Source organism: Streptomyces misionensis, assembly GCF_900104815.1.
GTDB classification, from domain to species: Bacteria; Actinomycetota; Actinomycetes; order Streptomycetales; family Streptomycetaceae; genus Streptomyces; species Streptomyces misionensis.
This window is the reverse complement of record NZ_FNTD01000004.1, coordinates 2,380,647-2,401,739: the sequence shown is the minus strand read 5'-3', so window position 1 is coordinate 2,401,739 and position 21,093 is coordinate 2,380,647. Positions and strand designations below refer to the sequence as shown.

Annotated in this window: 22 protein-coding genes and 1 riboswitch; of the genes, 13 read left to right on the top strand and 9 right to left on the bottom strand. The window is 73.5% G+C overall.

From position 1 onward, the window contains the following. Positions 1-175 precede the first annotated feature (175 nt). From BLW85_RS12520 to BLW85_RS12505, 4 genes are all read left to right on the top strand, one after another. Positions 176-901: a lysophospholipid acyltransferase family protein gene (locus BLW85_RS12520; protein WP_244175026.1), complete on the top strand. Its 726-nt coding sequence runs from the start codon at positions 176-178 to the stop codon at positions 899-901. Between the two features lie 60 nt (positions 902-961). After that, a complete protein-coding gene (gene macS, locus BLW85_RS12515) occupies positions 962-2,176 on the top strand; it encodes a MacS family sensor histidine kinase (protein ID WP_074992081.1) in 1,215 nt (404 codons plus the stop codon). Then, the gene (locus BLW85_RS12510; RefSeq protein ID WP_074992080.1) at positions 2,173-2,850 is read left to right on the top strand and encodes a response regulator; all 678 of its coding nucleotides are present in this window, start codon (positions 2,173-2,175) and stop codon (positions 2,848-2,850) included. The genes macS and BLW85_RS12510 overlap by 4 nt, the downstream gene beginning before the upstream one ends. A gap of 111 nt (positions 2,851-2,961) precedes the next feature. After that, entirely contained in the window at positions 2,962-3,990 is a 1,029-nt protein-coding gene (locus tag BLW85_RS12505) for a 6-phosphofructokinase (protein WP_070028617.1), read from the top strand. Positions 3,991-4,052: 62 nt separating this feature from the next. Here the strand turns inward: BLW85_RS12505 and BLW85_RS12500 are convergent, their stop codons facing one another. Both BLW85_RS12500 and BLW85_RS40890 read right to left on the bottom strand, forming a co-directional pair. Next, positions 4,053-5,912 carry an anthranilate synthase family protein gene (locus BLW85_RS12500; RefSeq protein ID WP_074992079.1) on the bottom strand — a complete coding sequence of 620 codons (1,860 nt, stop codon included), beginning with the start codon at positions 5,910-5,912 and terminating at the stop codon, positions 4,053-4,055. A 99-nt stretch (positions 5,913-6,011) separates the two neighbouring features. After that, positions 6,012-6,068, bottom strand: coding sequence for a trp operon leader peptide (locus tag BLW85_RS40890; RefSeq protein ID WP_071828683.1), 57 nt, complete (start codon positions 6,066-6,068; stop codon positions 6,012-6,014). Between the two features lie 105 nt (positions 6,069-6,173). On the opposite strand from BLW85_RS40890, the gene BLW85_RS12490 reads away from it, so the two are divergent. Continuing rightward, positions 6,174-7,529 carry a class II 3-deoxy-7-phosphoheptulonate synthase gene (locus tag BLW85_RS12490; RefSeq protein WP_070028615.1) on the top strand — a complete coding sequence of 452 codons (1,356 nt, stop codon included), beginning with the start codon at positions 6,174-6,176 and terminating at the stop codon, positions 7,527-7,529. 149 nt (positions 7,530-7,678) lie between these two features. Next, on the top strand, positions 7,679-7,906 hold the full coding sequence (locus tag BLW85_RS12485) for a (2Fe-2S)-binding protein (RefSeq protein ID WP_074992078.1): 228 nt from the start codon (positions 7,679-7,681) through the stop codon (positions 7,904-7,906). Positions 7,907-7,908: 2 nt separating this feature from the next. On the opposite strand, the gene bfr is transcribed toward BLW85_RS12485, so the two are convergent. Beyond that, positions 7,909-8,424 (bottom strand): bacterioferritin, encoded by a 516-nt coding sequence (gene bfr / locus BLW85_RS12480; RefSeq protein ID WP_074992077.1) that lies wholly within the window; start codon positions 8,422-8,424, stop codon positions 7,909-7,911. A 175-nt stretch (positions 8,425-8,599) separates the two neighbouring features. On the opposite strand from bfr, the gene BLW85_RS12475 reads away from it, so the two are divergent. Beyond that, positions 8,600-9,232, top strand: coding sequence for a sulfite oxidase-like oxidoreductase (locus tag BLW85_RS12475; protein ID WP_074992076.1), 633 nt, complete (start codon positions 8,600-8,602; stop codon positions 9,230-9,232). Between the two features lie 18 nt (positions 9,233-9,250). Here the strand turns inward: BLW85_RS12475 and BLW85_RS12470 are convergent, their stop codons facing one another. From BLW85_RS12470 to thiO, 5 genes are all read right to left on the bottom strand, one after another. Continuing rightward, complete coding sequence (locus tag BLW85_RS12470) at positions 9,251-10,129, bottom strand: deoxyribonuclease IV (protein WP_070028612.1); 879 nt, start codon at positions 10,127-10,129, stop codon at positions 9,251-9,253. Positions 10,130-10,186: 57 nt separating this feature from the next. After that, positions 10,187-12,100 carry a Stk1 family PASTA domain-containing Ser/Thr kinase gene (pknB, locus tag BLW85_RS12465; protein WP_070028611.1) on the bottom strand — a complete coding sequence of 638 codons (1,914 nt, stop codon included), beginning with the start codon at positions 12,098-12,100 and terminating at the stop codon, positions 10,187-10,189. A 134-nt stretch (positions 12,101-12,234) separates the two neighbouring features. After that, positions 12,235-13,029, bottom strand: a complete 795-nt coding sequence (locus BLW85_RS12460) for a thiazole synthase (protein WP_070028610.1) — start codon at positions 13,027-13,029, stop codon at positions 12,235-12,237. Positions 13,030-13,032: 3 nt separating this feature from the next. After that, complete coding sequence (thiS, locus tag BLW85_RS12455; protein ID WP_070028609.1) at positions 13,033-13,248, bottom strand: sulfur carrier protein ThiS; 216 nt, start codon at positions 13,246-13,248, stop codon at positions 13,033-13,035. Continuing rightward, positions 13,245-14,414, bottom strand: coding sequence for a glycine oxidase ThiO (gene thiO, locus BLW85_RS12450; RefSeq protein WP_074992075.1), 1,170 nt, complete (start codon positions 14,412-14,414; stop codon positions 13,245-13,247). The genes thiS and thiO overlap by 4 nt, the downstream gene beginning before the upstream one ends. Further along, positions 14,412-14,523: riboswitch (TPP riboswitch) on the bottom strand. It overlaps the preceding gene by 3 nt. A 53-nt stretch (positions 14,524-14,576) precedes the next feature. Between thiO and BLW85_RS12445 the strand changes: the two genes are divergently transcribed. From BLW85_RS12445 to BLW85_RS12420, 6 genes are all read left to right on the top strand, one after another. Then, a complete protein-coding gene (locus tag BLW85_RS12445) occupies positions 14,577-14,927 on the top strand; it encodes an avidin-fold protein (protein ID WP_070028607.1) in 351 nt (116 codons plus the stop codon). A 32-nt stretch (positions 14,928-14,959) separates the two neighbouring features. Next, entirely contained in the window at positions 14,960-16,192 is a 1,233-nt protein-coding gene (locus tag BLW85_RS12440) for an NAD(P)/FAD-dependent oxidoreductase (protein WP_074992074.1), read from the top strand. A 121-nt stretch (positions 16,193-16,313) separates the two neighbouring features. Next, positions 16,314-16,679: an Rv2175c family DNA-binding protein gene (locus BLW85_RS12435; protein WP_055707421.1), complete on the top strand. Its 366-nt coding sequence runs from the start codon at positions 16,314-16,316 to the stop codon at positions 16,677-16,679. Between the two features lie 92 nt (positions 16,680-16,771). Next, on the top strand, positions 16,772-17,419 hold the full coding sequence (gene thiE / locus BLW85_RS12430) for a thiamine phosphate synthase (protein WP_074992073.1): 648 nt from the start codon (positions 16,772-16,774) through the stop codon (positions 17,417-17,419). Positions 17,420-17,539: 120 nt separating this feature from the next. Further along, positions 17,540-18,463 carry a methylenetetrahydrofolate reductase [NAD(P)H] gene (metF, locus tag BLW85_RS12425; RefSeq protein WP_074992072.1) on the top strand — a complete coding sequence of 308 codons (924 nt, stop codon included), beginning with the start codon at positions 17,540-17,542 and terminating at the stop codon, positions 18,461-18,463. A 56-nt stretch (positions 18,464-18,519) separates the two neighbouring features. Beyond that, complete coding sequence (locus BLW85_RS12420; RefSeq protein ID WP_074992071.1) at positions 18,520-19,428, top strand: SCO2102 family sporulation regulator; 909 nt, start codon at positions 18,520-18,522, stop codon at positions 19,426-19,428. Between the two features lie 31 nt (positions 19,429-19,459). On the opposite strand, the gene BLW85_RS12415 is transcribed toward BLW85_RS12420, so the two are convergent. After that, on the bottom strand, positions 19,460-20,995 hold the full coding sequence (locus BLW85_RS12415) for a phytoene desaturase family protein (protein WP_074996050.1): 1,536 nt from the start codon (positions 20,993-20,995) through the stop codon (positions 19,460-19,462). Positions 20,996-21,093: the final 98 nt, after the last annotated feature.

Below are 21,093 nucleotides of genomic sequence, written 5' to 3'. Positions count from 1 at the left end.
TCCTGTTCCGGGGAAGGGCCCCGCCGTCGGCCGGCCGGGGCGTGGAGAACTCGCGGATGTGCTTCACCGTACGCGACCGCACGGACACCGACCAGGGCCGTCGGGTCCATCGGGCGCCCCGGGGGTTAAGGTCTGTTCGACGGAAACGGGAGGCACACGGGTGTTGTACGGCACGATGAAGGTCGCCATCGGGGGGCCGTTGAAGCTCGCCTTCAGGCCCTGGGTCGAGGGCCTGGAGAACATTCCGGCCGAGGGTCCCGCCATCCTGGCCAGCAATCACCTGTCCTTCTCGGACTCGTTCTTCCTGCCGACGATGCTGGACCGCAAGGTCACCTTCATCGCGAAGGCCGAGTACTTCACCACGCCCGGGGTGAAGGGGCGGTTGACCGCCGCCTTCTTCAAAGGCGTGGGCCAGCTCCCGGTGGACCGCTCGGGTGTCCGCGGCGCCGGCGAGGCCGCGATCAAGAGCGGTATAGAGGTGCTGGAACGCGGTGAGCTGTTCGGCATCTACCCGGAGGGCACCCGCTCGCCCGACGGCCGGCTCTACCGGGGCAAGCCCGGCGGCCTGGCCCGCGTGGCGCTCGCGACCGGCGCCCCGGTGATCCCGGTGGCCATGATCGACACCGAGAAGATCCAGCCGCCCGGCAAGGTGATGCCGAAGCTGATGCGTCCCGGCATCCGCATCGGCAAGCCCCTCGACTTCAGCCGCTACCAGGGGATGGAACACGACCGCTTCGTCCTGCGCGCGCTGACCGACGAGGTCATGTACGAGATCATGAAGCTCTCCGGCCAGGAGTACGTCGACATGTACGCCACCGCCGCCAAGCGGCAGATCGCGGAGGCGGCGAAGGCGGCCAAGGAAGCGGAGAAGAACGCCAGGGAAGCCGGGAAGGCCGGGTAGCCGGGGGCCCGGCGGGGGCCCGGCGGGGGCCGGGGGACAGTGCGAAAAAAGGGGGGGGACATGGCCGGGCGCGAGCGTGTGCTGAGGATGTCGGTGGAGCTGCCGCTGTGGCGGGCGCTCGCCGGGTACCGCGTGCTGACCATGCTGTACGCGGCCGGCCTGTGCGTCACCTCGTACGAGGACTACACCCGCCCCTGGATCGCGGTCTGTTACGACGCCGTGCTGGCCGTGTGGACGCTGGCCACCCTGCCCCGGGTGCGCAACGCGGCGAGCTGCACCAGGACGTTCCTCGCCGTCGACCTGGCCATCGCGCTCGCCGGCATCCTGCTCACCGCGTTCGCCGACACCCACCAGCGGACCGCGGGCGGCCCCACGCTGCCGACCATATGGACCGGCGGCGCGGTGCTCGCCTTCGCCGTCAAGGGCGGCTGGCGCTGGGCCGCCGCCGCCTCCCTGGTGGTGGCCGCCGCCAACCTGGCCGAGCGCGGCCAGGTCGCCAAGGACACCCTGCACAGCCTGATCCTCGTCTGCATCGCCTCCGTCGGCATCGGCTACGTCGTGGAGGTGGCCCGCGCCTCCGAGCGCACCCTCGCCCGCGCCCTGGAGATCCAGGCGGCGACCCGGGAGCGGGAGCGGCTGGCCCGGGACATCCACGACAGCGTGCTCCAGGTCCTGGCGATGGTGAAGCGGCGCGGCACCGCCCTCGGCGGCGAGGCGGCCGAGCTGGGCCGGCTGGCCGGGGAGCAGGAGGTGGCCCTGCGCACCCTGGTCTCCGGCGGACTGCTGCCCGTCGCCCGGATCGCCGCGGACGGCGCCGCACCGGTCCGCGAGGAGCCGGCCGAGCGCGGCCCGGTCGATCTGCGCACCCTCCTCGCGCCCTTCGCGCGCGACGGGGTGACCCTGGCCGAGCCCGGCGCCCCGGTGCCCCTGCCGCCGTCCGCGGCACGGGAGTTGGCCGCGGCGGTCGGCGCCGCCCTGGACAATGTGGAGCGGCACGCGGGCGAGGGGGCGCGGGCCTGGATCCTGCTGGAGGACGAGCCGGAGGAGATCGTGGTCACCGTCCGGGACGACGGACCCGGCATCCCCGAGGGCCGGCTCGCCGAGGCCGAGGACGAGGGGCGGCTCGGCGTCGCCCAGTCCATCCGGGGCAGACTGCGCGACCTCGGCGGCAGCGCCGAGCTGATCTCGGTGCCCGGGCAGGGCACCGAGGTCGAACTGAAGGTACCGAAGGGCGCCCTGGCGGCGCGGGGGAAGAAGAAGGCGGAGCAGCGATGACACGGCGGCAGGACCCGATCAGGGTGATGGTGGTGGACGATCACCCCATGTGGCGCGACGCGGTCGCCCGGGACCTGACCGAGTCCGGCTTCGAGGTGGTCGCCACCGCGGGCGACGGCGAGCAGGCCGTGCGCCGCGCCAAGGCCGCAGGTCCCGACGTCCTGGTCCTCGACCTCAATCTGCCCGCCAAGCCCGGCGTCCAGGTGTGCAAGGAACTGGTCGCCCACAACCCGGCGTTGCGCGTCCTGGTGCTGTCCGCGAGCGGGGAGCACGCCGATGTGCTGGAGGCGGTGAAGTCCGGCGCCACCGGCTATCTGCTGAAGTCCGCCTCCACCGGGGAACTGCTGGACGCGGTGCGCCGCACGGCCGCCGGCGACGCGGTGTTCACCCCGGGCCTGGCGGGACTGGTGCTCGGCGAGTACCGGCGCCTGGCCGCCGAACCGGCGCCCGCGCCCGACACCGACGAGCCGGGCGCGCCCCGGCTGACCGAGCGGGAGACGGAGGTGCTGCGGCTGGTCGCCAAGGGACTGAGCTACAAGCAGATCGCCGAACGCCTCGTCATCTCCCACCGCACGGTGCAGAACCACGTCCAGAACACCCTCGGCAAGCTCCAACTCCACAACCGGGTCGAACTGGTGAGGTACGCGATCGAACGCGGCCTGGACGCGGGGTAGTCCGGATCGGGGCGCAATGCTCCCGATTCACCCGTCCCGCCTCTCCCGATGTGACGCGCATCACCATTAGCGTGACGAAGCGTCAGGCAATGCGGGCGAAGGGACATTTCCATGCGGGTCGGAGTACTCACCGGAGGCGGCGACTGCCCCGGGCTGAACGCCGTCATCCGGGGCGTGGTACGCAAGGGCGTACAGGAGTACGGCTACGAGTTCGTGGGCTTCCGGGACGGCTGGCGGGGCCCCCTCGAAGGCCGCAGCGTCCGTCTCGACATCCCCGCCGTGCGCGGCATCCTGCCCCGCGGCGGCACCATCCTCGGCTCCTCGCGGACCAACCCCCTCAAGCAGGAGGACGGCATCCGCCGGATCAAGGACAACCTGGCCAAGCAGGAGGTCGAGGCGCTGATCGCGATCGGCGGCGAGGACACCCTCGGGGTCGCCGCCCGGCTGTCCGGCGAGTACGGCGTGCCCTGCGTCGGCGTGCCCAAGACCATCGACAACGACCTGTCCGCCACCGACTACACCTTCGGCTTCGACACCGCCGTCAACATCGCCACCGAGGCCATCGACCGGCTGCACACCACCGCCGAGTCCCACATGCGGGTCCTGGTCTGCGAGGTGATGGGCCGGCACGCGGGCTGGATCGCCCTGCACTCGGGCCTCGCCGGCGGCGCCAACGTCATCCTCATCCCCGAGCAGCGCTTCGACCTCGACCAGGTGTGCGCCTGGATCACCTCCCGCTTCAAGGCGTCGTACGCCCCGATCGTGGTGGTCGCCGAGGGCGCCATGCCCAAGGACGGCGAGATGGTGCTCAAGGACGAGACGCTGGACTCCTTCGGGCACGTCCGGCTGTCCGGGGTCGGCGAGTGGCTGGCCAAGGAGATCGAGAAGCGCACCGGCAAGGAGGCCCGCACCACCGTCCTCGGGCACATCCAGCGCGGCGGCACCCCCAGCGCCTTCGACCGCTGGCTCGCCACCCGCTTCGGGCTGCACGCCGTGGACTGCGTGCGCGACGGCGACTTCGGCAAGATGGTCGCCCTGCGCGGCACCGACGTCGTGCGCGTGCCCCTCTCCGAGGCGACCGCCAAGCTGAAGACCGTCGACCCGAAGCTGTACGCCGAGGTCGGGGTGTTCTTCGGCTGAGTCCGGCGGACGCCCCGGGGCCGCGGGCCGGCATCCGGCCCGCGGCCCCGGGAGCGGCCGCCTCACACCGCGCTCGCGCCGCGCAGCCGGCCCAGCAACTCCCCGACGATCGCCGCCCCGTCGAGCGTGAGCACCGACTCCGGGTGGAACTGCACACCGGCGAACCCGGGCCCGCGCAGGGCGTGCACCTCGCCGTTCGCCGCCCGGCTCACCTCGATGCCACGCGCGGCCAGCTCCCGCGCCGTCTCCTCGTCGCAGCGGGCCGTGAAGCTGTTGTAGAAGCCGACCGTCTCCGGGCGTCCGAACAGCTCGATCCGCGTCTGCGCGCCCTGGTACGGAACCTCCTTGCGGACGATCCCCAGGCCCAGTTCCGCCGCGATCAGCTCGTGGCCCAGGCACACGCCCAGCACCCCGTGCCGGTGCTCCCGCAGCACCGCCGCCGTCAGCTCCCCGAGGAACCGCATCTTCGCATCGGCCGGGTCGCCGGGGTCGCCGGGGCCCGGGCCCAGCACCACCGGGCCCTCGTGCGCGAGCACCGCCGCCCGCAGCCCCGGCTCGTCGTACCGCCGCACCGTCACCTCGAGCCCCGCCGAGCGCAGCAGATGCGCCAGCATCGCGGTGAAGGTGTCCTCGCCGTCCACCACCAGGGCGTGCCCGGTCACCTCGGCGGGCGGCTGCTGCATCCGCAGCCAGAACGGGGCGAGCGAGGCCCGCCGCCCGTCCAGCGCGGCCCGCACCCGGGGGTCGTCGGCCAGCCGGGGCAGCTCCCGTTCCGCGCGCGGCCGGCCGGGGCGCACCCCGAGGGCCGCCAGCACGCCCGCCGCCTTCGCGTGGGTCTCGGCCACCTCGCCCGCCGGATCGGAACCGCGCACCAGCGTGGCACCCACCCCCACCCGCAGCCGTCCGGCCGCGTCGATGTCGGCGGTACGGATCAGGATGGGGGAGTCCAGGGTCTGCGCCCCGCCCGCGTCCCGGCCGAGCAGGGCCAGCGCACCGGCGTAGTACCCCCGGCCTCCGGCCTCGTGGCGCTCGATCACCCGGCACGCGTTCTGCACCGGCGACCCGGTGACCGTCGCCGCGAACATGGTCTCGCGCAGCACCTCCCGCGCGTCCAGCGACGACCTGCCGCGCAGCTCGTACTCGGTGTGCGCGAGGTGCGCCATCTCCTTCAGCCGGGGCCCGACGACGACCCCGCCCATGTCGCCGACGGTGCACATCATCTTCAGCTCCTCGTCGACCACCATCGACAGCTCCTCGGTCTCCTTGCCGTCGGCGAGGAAGTCCAGCAGCCGCTCCGGGGTCGGCCCCTCGGCGGGATAGCGGTAGGTCCCGCTGATCGGGTTCATCACGACCGTCCCGCCCGACATCCGCACGTGCACCTCGGGGCTCGCCCCGACCAGCGTCCGGTCCCCGGTGTGCACCACGAACGTCCAGTACGCGCCCCGCTCGCCCGCCAGCAGCCGCCGGAACAGCGCCAGCGCGTCGGCGCGGCCGAAGCCGGGCACCGTGCCCTCGTACGTGCGCCGGATCACGAAGTTCGCGCCCTCGCCCCGGCCGATCTCGTCCGCGAGCACCCGTCCGACGATCCCGGCGTACTCCTCGTCGCCGACGTCGAAGCCGCCGCCCTCGACCCGCACCGCGTGCCCGGGCAGCTGGGCGAGCGCCTCGTCCAGCGGGATCTCGCAGGTCTCCTCGGGGGTCAGCACCAGCAGCGGGGTGCCGTCGTCACGGACGTCGAAGCCGCGCTCGCGGATCTGCCGGAACGGCACCAGGGCGAGCCCCTCGTCCGGCAGCTCGGCGAGCCGCTCCCGGCCGCTCACCGGGCCGATCAGCACCTCCACCGGGTGCTCGGCGCGGCCGGGGACACGGCGGCGCAGCAGGGCGAAGGGGCGGGGGTCGGACAGCAGGTCCATCAGGTCCACGGGTCGGTCTCCTACTCGGTCGGATGAGGAGAGGAACGACCCGGCGAACGCCGAAGGCCGCCCCTCGGGCGGCCTTCGCGAAGTCTGGGTACGCGCGATCTAGCGGGCCGCCGGGTGAGCGGTCCACCACCAGTTCTGGTTGGAAGGCGCGAACATGCGGGAGACCCTACCGCACCCGGCGGCTGTCCACGGTGCAGTCGTCGCGTCTCACTTTTCGGGCGACTCGTGGAACTCGGGACATGACCCCGTAATGTTTACGAGGTGACCGTGAACGCTGATTCCCATGCCGTCGCCGCCGAGGCGACCTGGCGAGACCTGCCCGCGGCGCAGCAGCCCGAGTACCCCGACGCCGAGGCTCTGCGCGCAGTGATCGCGGACCTCGAGTCGTATCCGCCGCTCGTCTTCGCCGGCGAGTGCGACCAACTGCGCGCCCGGATGGCGGCCGTCGCCAAGGGCGAGGCGTTCCTGCTCCAGGGCGGCGACTGCGCCGAGTCCTTCGACGGCGTGGGCGCCGAGCAGATCCGCGCCAAGCTCAAGACGCTGCTCCAGATGGGCGCCGTCCTCACCTACGCGGCCTCGGTGCCCGTGGTGAAGGTCGGCCGGATCGCCGGGCAGTACTCCAAGCCGCGCTCCAAGCCGACCGAGACCCGCGACGGCGTGACCCTCCCGGTGTACCGGGGCGACTCCGTCAACGGCTTCGACTTCACCGAGGCCAGCCGCATCCCGGACCCGGAGCGGCTCAAGCGGATGTACCACGCCTCGGCGTCCACGCTGAACCTGGTGCGCGCCTTCACCACCGGCGGCTACGCCGACCTGCGCCAGGTGCACGCCTGGAACCAGGACTTCGTGAAGACCTCGCCCTCCGGCCAGCGCTACGAGCAGCTGGCCCGTGAGATCGACAACGCGCTGAACTTCATGCGGGCCTGCGGCACCGACCCGGAGGAGTTCAAGACCGTCGAGTTCTTCTCCTCGCACGAGGCGCTGCTGCTGGACTACGAGTCCGCCCTGACCCGGGTCGACTCCCGCACCGGCAAGCTGTACGACGTCTCCGCGCACATGGTGTGGATCGGCGAGCGCACCCGGCAGCTGGACCACGCGCACATCGAGTTCGCCTCGAAGATCCGCAACCCGATCGGCATCAAGCTCGGCCCGAACACCACGGCCGAGGAGGCGCTGACCTACATCGACCGCCTCGACCCCGAGCGGGAGCCGGGCCGGCTGACGTTCATCGTCCGCATGGGCGCCGACAAGATCCGCGACCGGCTGCCCGAGCTGGTGGAGAAGGTCACGGCGTCCGGCGCGACGGTGGCCTGGGTGACCGACCCGATGCACGGCAACACCTTCGAGGCGGCCTCCGGGCACAAGACCCGCCGCTTCGACGACGTGCTCGACGAGGTCAAGGGCTTCTTCGAGGTGCACAAGGCGCTCGGCACCCACCCGGGCGGCATCCACGTCGAGCTGACCGGCGACGACGTCACCGAGTGCGTGGGCGGCGGCGACGAGATCTTCGTCGACGACCTGCACCAGCGCTACGAGACGGCCTGCGACCCGCGGCTCAACCGCAGTCAGTCGCTGGACCTGGCGTTCCTGGTCGCGGAGATGTACCGGGACCAGTAGGGCGGCTCCCGAGGCTGTGCTGGGGCGCGGATCACATGCGATCCGCGCCCCTCGCTCTTTTGCGGTCGCGAAGCGACGGGTAAGGTTAGGTTTGCCTCACCGGGAACGGGACGGCAGAGATACGACGATCCCGTCGGGAGGTGGGCCGCGTGTACGTCTGCAGTTGCTTCGGCATCACCGACGCCGAGGTCATGCGACATGCGGAGGACGGCGCCTGCACACCGCGTCAGATCGCCTCCGCGTGCAAGGCCGGCACGGACTGCGGCCGCTGTGTACGGCGCATCCAGGCCCTGCTCGGCCGGGGCGCCTGCCCCCGCCGTGAGCTGATCGGACAGCGCGCTCCGGCGACGCTCGACCGGCTGGACGACGCCGCGTAGGGTCAGCCCGAGAAGCCGCCGGTGCCCGGCCCCGAGGGGTCCGGCTGGCTCTGTTCGATCACCGTCGAGAGGTACAGCGCCTCGCCCAGCTTGTCCACGAGCTCCAGCTGGGTGTCCAGGTAGTCGATGTGGTGCTCCTCGTCGGCCAGGATCGCCTCGAAGATGTTCGCGGATGTGATGTCGTCCTTGTCACGCATGATCTGCACGCCCCGGCGCAGCCGGTCGATCGCCTCGACCTCGATCTGCCGGTCGGCCCGGAACATCTCGGTCACCGTCTGCCCCACCTCGACGTGGGAGAGCCGCTGGTAGTTCGGCAGCCCGTCGAGCAGCAGGATGCGGTCGGTCAGGATCTCCGCGTGCCGCATCTCGTCGAACGACTCGCGCCGGGTGTACTCGGCGAGCTTCGACCACCCCTTGTGGTCCTGGATCTTGGAGTGCAGGAAGTACTGGTTGATCGCCGTCAGCTCGGCGGTCAGCTGTTCGTTGAGCAGTTCGATGACCTCGGGGTCGCCCTGCATCGCAGCGGCTCCTTCCACACGGGGAGAACGGGGAGGTGTGCGCCGCATGATTGCATCGGCGGCGAAGATCGTCCAGTAAGTGTGGACTTAGTAAATGTGCCCGAAAATGACGCCGTTTGCCCGTTTCCGGGAGGGTGGGGCGAGGGCACCGTCCAAGGTCTGTCAGGATGGATACATGGGTCATCCGGTGGAACGAGAGTCTGGAGCAGCGGCAGGGTCCGGGCTTCCGCCGGGGCAGCGACTCCAGCGCGGCTGGCCCGTCACGCACTACGGGCCCGTCCCCAAGTTCCGGCCCGAGCGCTGGGACTTCCGGGTCTTCGGCGCCACCGCCGACGGCGACAAGCACGGCTGGACCCACGAGGAGTTCACCGCCCTGCCGTACACCACCGTGGTGGCCGACCTGCACTGCGTGACCAAGTTCAGCATGCTCGGCGCGGAGTGGGGCGGCGTGCCGGCCGGCGCCGTCGTGGACCTGGCCCCGCCCGCCCCGGACGTCACCCATGTGATGGTCTGGGCGGAGTACGGCTTCAGCTCCAACCTGCGCCTGACGGACTTCCTGGCCGAGGGCACCCTGTTCGCCACCCACAAGGACGGCGAGCTGCTCACCGCCGAGCACGGCTTCCCGGTCCGCCTGATCGTGCCCCATCTCTACGCCTGGAAGGGCCCCAAGTGGGTGCGGGGCGTGGAGTACATGACCGCCGACCGCCGCGGCTTCTGGGAGGAGCGCGGCTACCACAACATCGGCGACCCCTGGAAGGAACAGCGCTACTCCTACCAGGAGGAACCCGGCGACGGCCCGGAGCTGTGAGGGGCCGCCGACCGCCTGTCAGCCGTCCCTGAGGCGCTTGAGCCGGGCCACGTCCGCCGCGTGGCCCTCCTTGCCGCCCGGGGTCTCGATGACCAGCGGGACGCCCGCGGTCGCCGGGTGGGTCATCAGGGCGCGGAAGGGCTCCTCGCCGATGTGGCCGGAGCCGATGTTCTCGTGCCGGTCCTTGTGCGCGCCGACCACGTCCTTGGAGTCGTTGGCGTGGATCAGCTTCAGCCGGCCCTCGCCGACGGTCTCCACCAGCAGGTCCAGCGTCCGGTGCATGCCCGCCGGGCCGGTCAGGTCGTGGCCCGCCGCGAAGATGTGGCAGGTGTCCAGGCAGACGCCCAGCCTGGGGTGGGCGTCCAGCGCCTCGAAGTACGGCCCGAAGTCCCAGGTCCGCGAGCACAGCGAGGCGCCCTGGCCGGCGGTGGACTCCAGCAGCAGGAACGGGTCGTCGTCATGGGTCAGCTCGTCCAGCAACGGCAGCAGGTGCGTGCGCACCTGCTTCAGCGCCACCTCCCGGGGCCGCCCGCCGGTGGCGCTGCCGGTGTGCACCACCACGCCCAGCGCGCCGATCTCCCGCCCGCGCCGCAGCGAGTGCCGCAGCGACTCCACGGACCGCTCCACGGTCGCCTCGGTGTGCGAGCCGAAGTTGATCAGGTAGGGGGCGTGCACGTACGCCGGGACGGACTCCTCGGCGCAGGCCGCGCGGAACGCCTCGTCCTGCTTCGGGTTCCCGGCCGGAGTGGCCCAGCCGCGCGGATTGGCCACGAAGACCTGCACGGTCTCCGCCTCCAGCGCGCGGGCGTACGACAGCCCCACGGAGTGCAGGCCGCCGGCCACCGGGACGTGGCCGCCGACGGGATTGCGGGGCGGGGAGGACTGAACGGGACTCACCCGTTCAGGGTGTCATGTCCGCCGGTGTCCCCGGACCGCGGTCCCGGGTGAACCCGGTCACCGGATGGTGATGGTGATGGTGGACCCCTTGGGCGCGGTCCGGCCGCCCTCGACCGACTGCTTCTTCACGGTGTCGCCGAACAGCCCGAGCAGCCCGCGGTCCTCGTTCACCTTGAACCCGGCGTCCTCCAGTGCCTGGTGCGCGTCGTCCACGCTGTCGCCGGTCACGTCCGGGACCTCGATCATCTGCGGGCCCTTGGACAGGGTGAGCGTCACCGTGTCGCCCCTGGCCGCCTGCCCGCCGTCGCCGGGGCTCTGCCGGGCGACCTTGCCCTTGTCGTACTCGGAGTTGACCTGCGTGCCCGCGATCCTCACCTTCAGCCCGGCGTCGGTCAGCTCCTGCCGGGCGTCGGCCGGGTCGTCGCCGGTGACGTCCGGTACGTCGACGGGGCTGCCCTTGCTGACGGTCAGCGCGATCGCGGAGCCCGCGTGCCGCTCGGTGCCCGTGCGGGGGGTGGTCGCGATCACGGCGCCCTGGTCGACCTCGTCGCTGAACCGCCGGGTGACCATGCCCGGTTCCAGACCGGCCGCCTTCAGCCGCGCCCGCGCCTTGGCCAGCGGCAGGTTGGCGAGGTCGGGCACCTTCACCGTCTCCGGTCCGAGCGAGACCGTCAGCGTCACCGCGTCGTGGTCGCGGATGCGGGCCCCGGGCTTCGGGTCGGTGCCGATCACGGCGCCGCGCGCGACGGTGTCGTCGTAGGCCCGCTCGACCTTCCCGACGTGCAGCCCGGCCTGCTCCAGCCGGTCCCTGGCCTGTGCCTCGGTCTTCGTCAGCAGCGGCGGGACCTTGGTGAACTGGCCCGAGTTGATGTACCAGACCCCGGTGCCGGCGCCGAGCACCAGCAGCACGGCGACCGCGACGGTGAGGATCAGCCGCCGGGGCCGGCGCCGCGGCGGGAGCGGGGTGCCCTGGAACCGGGCGGTGTGGCCGACGCCGTCGCCCGGGTCCCCGTCGACGGGCAGCGGCCGGGGCACGGTCAGCGCGCGCGGGATCACGCTCGTACGGTCGTCCGCGTTGTCGTGCTCCACGGACCTCGCCTGCGGCGGTACGGCGTCCAGCTGCTCCTCGGTCAGCGCGGCGCGGGCCTCGCGGGCCTGGGCGAGCAGCGCGACGGCGTCGCCCGGGCGCACCTCGGGGGCGCGGGCGGTGGCCGCCGCGACCAGCGCGTCCAGCTGCGGCGGCAGCCCCGGCACCAGCGCCGACGGCGGCGGCACGTCCTCGTTGACGTGCCGGTAGAGCACCTGGGCGGGGGTGTCCCCGGAGTGCGGCTTGGCGCCGGTCAGCATCTCGTAGAGGACGACACCGCACGCGTAGACGTCCACGCGGGGGTCGGCGGTGCCCTGGTCGAGCTGCTCGGGCGCGAGATAGGCCACGGTGCCGAGCACGGAACCGGTCGTGCTGGTCACCGTGTCCACCGAGCGCACCAGCCCGAAGTCGGCGACCTTGACCCGGCCGTCGTCGCCTATCAGCACGTTCTCGGGCTTCATGTCGCGGTGCACGAACCCGGCCCGGTGCGCGGCGCCGAGCGCGGCGAGGACCGGCTCCAGGATGTCCAGCGCGGCGCGCGGGCGCAGCGCACCGCGCTCGCGCAGCACGTCCCGCAGGGTGCAGCCGGGGACGTACTCCATCGCCATGTACACATAGGACCGGTCGGTCCCCTGGTCGAAGACCTGCACCACGTTGGGGTGGTCGAGCCGGGCCGCGGACTTGGCCTCCCGGATGAACCGCTCCACGAACGCCCCGTCGGCCGCGAGCGCCGGATGCATCACCTTCAGCGCGAGCACCCGGTCCAGGCGGGTGTCCAGGGCCCGGTACACCGTGGCCATCCCGCCGGCCGCGATCCGCGCGTCCACGCGATAGCGACCGTCGAGCACCTGCCCGACGAGAGCGTCCTGAAGGGTCGTATCCACATCGGCGAGTCTACGAGCCCGCACGGCCGGCACCGCCCCGCCGGCGGCCCCCGCCCCGGTATTGCAGCGGGGCTGTGACGCTTCCCACCACGGGCTCCGCGGTGTGTGACGGGCCGGTCACGCCGCCCGCGGGCTCAGAACGCGGGGCGCTCGGGGTCCAGCGCGGCCAGGCCCTCCTCGGGTGAGGACGCCTGGGCCCAGTACCGCCGGGGGATGCGCCCCGCGAGCCGCGCCAGCCGGCCCGCCGACACCGCGTGCCGCATCGCCGCCGCCATCAGCTCCGGCTCCTGCGCGCGCGTCACCGCGGACGCCAGCATCACCCCGGCGCAGCCCAGCTCCATCGCCAGCGCCACGTCCGACGCCGTGCCGGCCCCCGCGTCCAGGATCACCGGCACCCCGGCCCGCTCCACGATCAGCTGGAAGTTGTGCGGGTTGCGGATGCCGAGCCCGGACCCGATCGGCGAGCCCAGCGGCATCACCGCGGCGCAGCCCACGTCCTCCAGCTTCCGCGCCAGCACCGGGTCGTCGTTGGTGTACGGCAGCACCGTGAAGCCGTCGTCCACCAGGGTCTCCGCCGCGTCCAGCAGCTCCACCGGATCGGGCAGCAGGGTCCGCTCGTCGGCGATGACCTCCAGCTTCACCAGGTCCGTGCCCAGCGCCTCCCGCGCCAGCCGCGCGGTCAGCACCGCCTCCCCGGCGGTGAAGCACCCCGCCGTGTTCGGCAGCACCCGGATGCCGAGCTTCTCCAGCACCGACAGCACCGAGCCGTGCACCGAGGGGTCCACCCGCCGCATCGCGACGGTCGTCAGCTCCGTCCCGGAGGCGACCAGCGCCCGCTCCAGTACTTCCAGGCTGGGCGCCCCGCCGGTGCCCATGATCAGCCGCGACCCGACGGCCGTACCGCCGATGACCAGGGAATCGTCCGTCATGGCTCAGCCCCCCTGCACCGCGGTGAGGACCTCGACCCGGTCGCCCTCGGCGAGCGCGGTGCTCGCCCACCGGGTGCGCGGGACGACGGTCTCGTTGACGGCGGCCGCCACCCCGGAGGGAGACCGGACCAGCGACCGTACGACGGTGTCGAGGGCGGTGCCGGGGGAGACCTCCCGGCGCTCCCCGTTGACGGAGATGGTGAACGGCTGGGCGGTCATGCGGGCTGCTCCATGAGGACGGCGCCGAAGCGCTGCGGTGTGAACGGACGGGCTTCCTGCGGCAGCTCGCCGTCGGCCAGCAGCTGCCCCATCACATCCCCGGTGACCGGCGTGAGCAGCACCCCGTTGCGGTGGTGCCCGGTGGCGAGCAGCAGCCCGTCGAGGCCGGACGGGCCGAGCAGCGGCGCGTTGTCCGGGGAGCCGGGACGCAGCCCGGCGCGGGTCTCGGTGAGCGGCAGTTCGGTGATGCCCGGCACCAGCTCGTGGGCGTCGCGCAGCAGCTCGTAGACCCCGCCCGCGGTGACCGTCGTGTCCCAGCCCAGCTCCTCGCTGGTGGCGCCGACGACCAGCTCGCCGTTCTCCCGGGGCACCAGGTAGACCTGCCCGCCGCGGACCACGGCCCGCACGGTACGGCTGAGGAAGGGCGCCGACCGCCGCGGCACCGTCAGCCGCAGCACCTGCCCCTTCACCGGCCGCACCGGCGGCAGCACCTCCCGGGGCACCCCCGCGAGCCGGCCGCTGAGGCTGCCGCCCGCGAGCACCACCCGCCCGGCGGCGAGCGCCGTGCCGTCCGCCGTGGTGACCCCGGCGGCCCGGCCGCCCGCCACGTCGAGCCGCTCGGCCCACACCCGGTGGAACACCACCCCGGCCCGCTCGCACGCGGTCAGCAGGGCCGCGGCCAGCCGGCGCGGGTCGATCTGGTGGTCGCCGTCGACCCGCAGCCCGCCGCGCACCCCGGGCGCCAGCATCGGCTCCAGGCGGCGGCACTCCCGCCCGGACAGCCACTGCGACTCCAGGCCGCAGCGCTGCTGCAGGGCGTGCAGATCCCGCAGATGGGCGCGGTCGTCGCCGTCCAGCGCGACCGCGAGCGTGCCGCACCGGCGGTAGCCGAGGTCCCGGCCGCTCGCCTCGGTCAGCTCGGCCGCGAACTCCGGGTAGCGGCGCGCCGAGCGCAGGTTCAGGGCGAGCAGGGTCTCCTCGCCGTAGTGCAGTTCGGTGACCGCGGCCAGCATCCCGGCCGCGACCTGGGCGGCCCCGCCTCCGGGCGCGGGGTCCACCACGGCGATGGCGAGCCCGCGCTGCGCGGCCCGCCAGGCCGTGACCAGGCCGATGATCCCGCCTCCGACGACAAGGACGTCGGATGTGTCGGACGTACGTGACGGCATGGGCGTCCAGCCCCTCCCTTCGCCGGCATGACCCGGATCAGGTTCGTACGGTCGGAGGCCGCCAGCCTCCCTCTCAGCCCGGTGCGTCCGGGCTCCCGCGAGTGCTTGTACGGTGGCCACCCTAGCCCGACCCCCTCCTCACCCGTAAGGGAGCCCTCGCCCATGGCCGTTTCACTGGACGGACTCCATCTCGCCCCCGTCGCGGACCAGTCCGCGGGTCAGGTGGGCACCCGCACCCGGTTCGCGTACCACGAGGAGGACGGCGCCGTCTGGGCCGAGTACCGGGGCGGCGACATCGTCCGCGGCCATCTGGTCGGCACCCGCGAGGGCGACCGGCTGGACTTCCGGTACGTGCAGCTGCGGACCGACGGGACGACGGCCTCGGGGCACTGTGTCTCCACGGTCGTGGAACTGCCCGACGGCCGGGTGCGCCTGGAGGAGACCTGGGAGTGGGAGTCCGGGCCCGGCTCCGGCACGAGCGTTGTGGAACAGCTCACCGAGGACGCACGCTGACTGACTGATCGTCACGTGTCTATGGTGGGCGGGTGAGCGAGCAGACAGCGCAAGAGGGCACGGCACGGACGCGGCGCGTGGTCGTCGTCGGCGCGGGCATGGCCGGGGTGCAGACCGCGGTCGCCCTGCGGGAACAGGGCTTCGCGGGCGAGGTGACCGTCATCGGCGCCGAACCGCACCAGCCGTACGACCGGCCCCCGCTGTCCAAGGCCGTGCTGCTCGGCAAGGCCGAGGGCTCCGCCTTCGACCTCGACTTCGACTCGCTCGGCGTCGACCTCAGGCTCGGCTGCGAGGCCCGCGGCGTCCGCCCCGGCGACCGGGAGCTGGACACCGAGGCGGGCCCGGTGCCGTACGACGTCCTGGTCCTCGCCATCGGCGCGGAACCGGTCACCCTGCCCGGCACCGAGGGCGTGCCCGGCGTGCATCTGCTGCGCACCCTGGACGACGCCGAACGGCTGCGGCCCGTGCTCGCCCGGCAGCACGACGTCGTGGTCGTCGGCGCGGGCTGGATCGGCGCCGAGTTCGCCACGGCGGCCCGCGAGGCGGGCTGCGCGGTGACCGTCGTCGAGGCCGCCGACCGGCCGCTCGCCGGGGTGCTGCCCGCCGAGGTCGCCGCGCCCATGGCCGGCTGGTACGCCGACAGCGGCGCCGAACTGCGCACCGGCGCCCGCGTGGAGCGCGTCGAGCCCGGCGCGGTGGTGCTCGCCGACGGCACCCGGCTGCCCGCGGGCGCGGTCGTCGTCGGCATCGGCGCCCGCCCCGCCACCGGCTGGCTGGCCGGCTCCGGCATCGAGCTGGGCGCGTTCGGCGAGGTCGTCACCGACGCCCGGCTGCGCGCCTCCGCGCCCGGGGTGTACGCCGTCGGCGACTGCGCCTCCTTCCCCTCGGCCCGCTACGGCGAGCGGCTGCTCGTCCACCACTGGGACAACGCCCTCCAGGGCCCGCGCACGGTCGCCGCGAACATCCTCGGCGAGACCGACGCCGTCTACGACCCGGTGCCGTACTTCTGGTCCGAGCAGTTCGGCCGCTTCGTCCAGTACGCCGGCCACCACGCCGCCGCCGACCGCCTGGTCTGGCGCGGCGACCCCGCGAGCCCCGCCTGGACGGTCTGCTGGCTGCGCGAGGACCGCCTGGTCGCCCTCCTGGCGGTGGGCCGCCCGAGGGACCTGGCCCAGGGCCGGCGGCTGATCGAGGCGGGCCGCGCGATGGACCCGCGGGCGCTGGCGGACCCGGGCAGGCCGCTGAAGGACGCCACGGCCGGCTGACCGGCCCCCGGCGGGGGCACGGCCCCGGTCCGGGCGGCGCGAGCGCGACCGGCCCCGGCGGACCCGCGGTCGAACCACCACATAAGGCACCACCCCCGGCCGAACGCCTACGCTAGTACCCGTGACCGAGATTGACGCAAAGATCGATGCTCTCGTCCCCGCCTGGCTCACCCTCCCCGACATCGCCGAACAGCTCGGCGTCGAGGTGACGCGCGTGCGGCAGCTGGTCAAGGAGGGCCAGCTGATCGCCGTACGCCGAGGTGAGAACCGCGCGCTGCACGTCCCCGCCGCCTTCATCGACGGGGACAAGGTCGTCAAGGGCCTGTCCGGGACCCTGACGCTCCTGCGGGACGACGGCTTCACGGTCGAAGAGATGATCGAATGGCTCTTCACCCCCGACCCGACCCTGCCCGGCACCCCCGCGCAGGCCCTCAGCGAGAATCGCGGCACGGAGGTGAAGCGCCGCGCCCAGGCGCTGGCCGTCTGAGCCCGACCGCCTGAGGGGGTGGCGTACGGCGCCCCGCGCCCGTACGCCACCCGCCGACCCAGCGAACACACCGACCCCCGGGGGGACCACGCATGTCCGACACCGCCCGCGCCGCGCTCGCCGACGCCCGCCTCTACCTGTGCACGGACGCCCGCAAGCGCCAGGGCGACCTGCCCGAGTTCCTGGACGCGGTGCTGGCCGGCGGTGTCGACATCGTGCAGCTGCGCGACAAGGGCATGGAGGCCGCCGAGGAGCTGGCCCACCTGGAGGTCCTCGCCGACGCCTGCGCCCGCCACGGCAAGCTGCTCGCGGTCAACGACCGGGCAGACGTGGCGCACGCCGCCCGCGCCGGCGTGCTGCACCTCGGGCAGGGCGACCTGCCGGTCCCGGCGGCCCGCGCGATCCTCGGCGACGACGTGCTGATCGGCCGCTCCACGCACGCCGAGGAGGAGGCCGCCGCGGCCGCCGTCCAGGAAGGCGTGGACTACTTCTGCACGGGCCCCTGCTGGCCCACCCCGACCAAGCCCGGCCGCCCCGCCCCCGGTCTCGGCCTGGTCCGGTACACCGCCGCGCTCGGCACCGACCGCCCCTGGTTCGCCATCGGCGGCATCGACCTCGGCAATCTGGACGAGGTGCTGGACGCCGGGGCCCGCCGGGTGGTCGTGGTCCGCGCGCTCACCGAGGCCGAGGACCCGGGCGCCGCGGCGGCCGAGTTCGCCAAGCGGCTGCGGCAGGTCTGAGCGGGCTCCCGCGGCACCGTTTCGGACGGTCCGTCCCAAGGGATGGACGGCAAATCGACAAATCGGGCAATTTTCCCCGGTTTGGTTGGGGGACCGTCATCACCTGGCTAACCTGCGGGTATGGCCCTCGGAACCGCATCCACCAGGACTGATCGCGCACGCACCGTGCGCGAGATCCTCGCCGGCGGCAAGAAGACGTACTCGTTCGAGTTCTCGGCGCCGAAGACCCCCAAGGGCGAGCGAAACCTGTGGAGCGCGCTGCGCAGGGTCGAGGCGGTCGCGCCCGACTTCGTCTCCGTGACCTACGGTGCCGGCGGGTCCACCCGCGCGGGCACCGTCAAGGAGACCCAGCAGATCGTCGCCGACACCACGCTCACCCCGGTCGCCCACCTCACCGCGGTCGACCACTCCGTCGCCGAACTGCGCAACATCATCGGCCAGTACGCGGACGCCGGCATCCGCAACATGCTCGCCGTGCGCGGCGACCCGCCCGGCGACCCCATGGGCCAGTGGGTGCCGCACCCCCGGGGCCTGACCTACGCGGCCGAACTGGTGCGCCTCATCAAGGAGTCGGGCGACTTCTGCGTGGGCGTCGCCGCGTTCCCGGAGATGCACCCCCGCTCCTCGGACTGGGACACCGACGTCGCCCACTTCGTGGACAAGTGCCGCGCCGGCGCCGACTACGCCATCACCCAGATGTTCTTCCGGCCGGAGTCCTACCTGCGGCTGCGCGACCGGGTCGCGGACGCGGGCTGCGACACCCCGGTGATCCCCGAGGTCCTGCCGGTCACCAGTGTGAAGATGCTGGAACGACTGCCGAAACTCAGCAACGCCGATGTCCCCGACGCCCTGAAAGAGCGGATCCTCGCGGCGAAGGACGATCCGGCGGCGGTACGCTCCATCGGTATCGACTTCGCCACGGAGTTCTGCGCGCGGCTGCTGTCCGAAGGCGTGCCCGGACTGCACTTCATCACGCTCAACAACTCCACGGCGACCCTGGAGATCTACGAGAACCTGGGCCTGCACCACCCCCCGCAGGCCTAGACCTGCCGCACCGTGGTGCGACACACTGCGTAACGGCCACTGGGAGAGGGGCGTACATGGGCTGGACGGTCCTCTACATCGCGTTCGGCGTCGTCGCGCTGTGGTTGCTCGGCGAGGTGCTGCTGCAGTACAAGGCGCGGCTGCGCTGGCGACTGCTGGCCTTCGCCGGGTTCCTCGGCGTGGTGGCCGGCGTCATGATGCCGTCCGTCCTCGTGATCGGGGCGGGCGCGATCGCCTTCACGGTCGGCCAGACCCTGGTCACCCTCTCCTTCCGCCGCGGCTTCGTGGCCGGTTGGGCGGTCCGGCGCCCCGGCGCCGACGCGGCCGCCGCGTCCGGCGGCAGCAAGCGCCGCCGCGGCCGGGCGGGCCGGCCCGGACCGGTGGCGGGGCCCCCCGCCGGACCCGGCGACGAACAGGCCCCGCCCCAGGCCGACTTGGGTCAGGAGGCGGGCGCCCCCGCCCCGGCCGACGACGTCTACGACGACTACGACGACGTCTTCTCACCCGCGCGCCCCACGGCCGCCGAGACCACCGCCGTCTACGAGCCGCAGCCGCTGCCCGACGACACCGGCAACTACGGCGTGTACGGCGACACCGCCGGCCACCCCGTCCCGCAGCAGGGCCAGGAGACCTACGACTACTCCGGGTACGCACAGCAGGGATACGGCTACGACGCCGCCCCCCAGCAGGGCTACGCCAACTACTCGGACCCCTACATCGGCAGCCAGTCCTACGGCGGCGCGGGCTACGACCCCGGCTACGCCCAGCAGCAGTACGGCCAGCAGGGCTACGCCCAGGACCCGTACACCGCCGGTTACGGCGAGACGCCGCCCGGCGGGGTGTGGGTCCCGCAGCAGCGCACCGACGAGGGGCACGGCGGCGAACTCCCGCAGGAGCAGCCGTACCCGTACCAGGGACACGGCCGGCAGCCGGACGCCGGGTACGACGAGCAGTACCGCTACTGAGGCTCAGGCCCCGCTCACCGCGAGCCCGGAGTCACTGCGAGCCCCGGAAGTCCGGGCCCTCCACGACCAGGCCCGCCACCAGCGCGCCCGACATCCCCGCGTGCGGCAGCCCGCCGCCCGGGTGGGACCAGCCGCCGACGCCGAACAGACCCGTGATCGCCGTGCCGTTGGCCGGGTGCAGCACGCCCTGCGGCGCGGCCAGCGCGGGCGGCGGCACCGCACCGCCCGTGGCACCCGTCTCCCGCGCGGTGTCCAGGGGGGTGCGCACCTCACGCCACAGCGTCCGCTCCCGCAGGTCGGGCACCGCGCGCTCGGCGGCGGTGATCATGCGCTCGGCGAACGCGTCGGCGACCCCCGGCGCCCCCCAGTCGCAGCGTGTCGCCGCCGGTACCGTCGCCGTCAGCACCATCGACTCGTGGGCGTCGTCCGGGCGCAGCGCCGCGTCGTTTGGCCGGTCGATCCGGACCGTCGGCAGCTTCGGCGGGGTGCCGTGCCGGAACAGGTCCAACTCGCCCTCGGGGTCGGCCGAGTGCACGACCGTGCGGTGCGCGGCGCCGGGCTCGCGGGCGCCGCGCAGCGCCAGGCACACCACCATCCGCCCCGGGAACCGGTCCTCGGGCCGCGGAGCGACCGTCCCGGCCCCGTACGGCGTGCCCTCCACCTGGCCGCCCAGCCGCCAGGGCTCCGCGCCGACCACGAACTCCGCCTCCGCCACCGTCGCTCCCGCGGAACCGGAAGCCCCGGACGCGCCGGCGCGCAGCTCGACGCCGGTGACCCGGCCGTCCTCGGTCAGGACCCGGGTGATCTCGGTGCCGAAGACGAACTCCACCCGCCGGGCCAGGCAGCGTTCGTACACCGCGCGCGCCAACTCCCGTATCCCGCCGCGTACGTACCAGGTGCCGAAGGCGTGCTCCATGTACGGCAGCACGGCAGCGCTCGCCGGGGCCGAGGCGGGATCGACGCCGTGGGCCAGCGCGTACCCGGCGAGCAGCGCGGCCAGCCGGGGATCGCGCAGCTCCCAGGCGCCGATCTCGGCCAGCGTGGCGGCCCGGCGGGTGCGGAGCAGACGCTTGTGCGGGACGGCCGGGTAGGGCTCCTTGTCCGCCAGCACCTGCCAGTTCGACCACAGGGGTTCCTCCAGCAGCGGCCGGCGGGTGCGGTCCCAGGCCTCGCGGGCCCGCACCAGGAAGTCTCCCCAGCGCGCGCCCGCGCCGCCGCCCAGCGCCTCGTCCAGCGCCGCGACGACGCCCGCGCGCGAGGCGTTCGGCAGCGCGACCTCGGTGCCGTCCGCGAACACATGCCGGGCGGAGGGGTCGACCTGGACCAGCTCGACGCACTCCTCCAGCGGCTCCTTGCCGGTCTTGACGAACAGGTCGCGGTAGACGGCGGGCAGCGTCAGCAGCCCCGGGCCGGTGTCGAAGCCGAAGCCGTCCCGCTCCAGCCGGCGCACCGCACCGCCGTAGGTGTCCGTGCGCTCGTACACCACCACCCGGTGGCCCGCGACGGCCAGCCGGGCGGCGGCCGCCATCGCGCCCATACCGGCGCCCATCACCGCGATCCGTGCCATGCCTGCGACTTTAGCGACCGCCACCGACAGTCCGCTGCGCGGGCGGGCGGCGGCGGCCTGCCGCCCGCCCGTGTCCCGGCGCCGGGACGCCGGCCGCG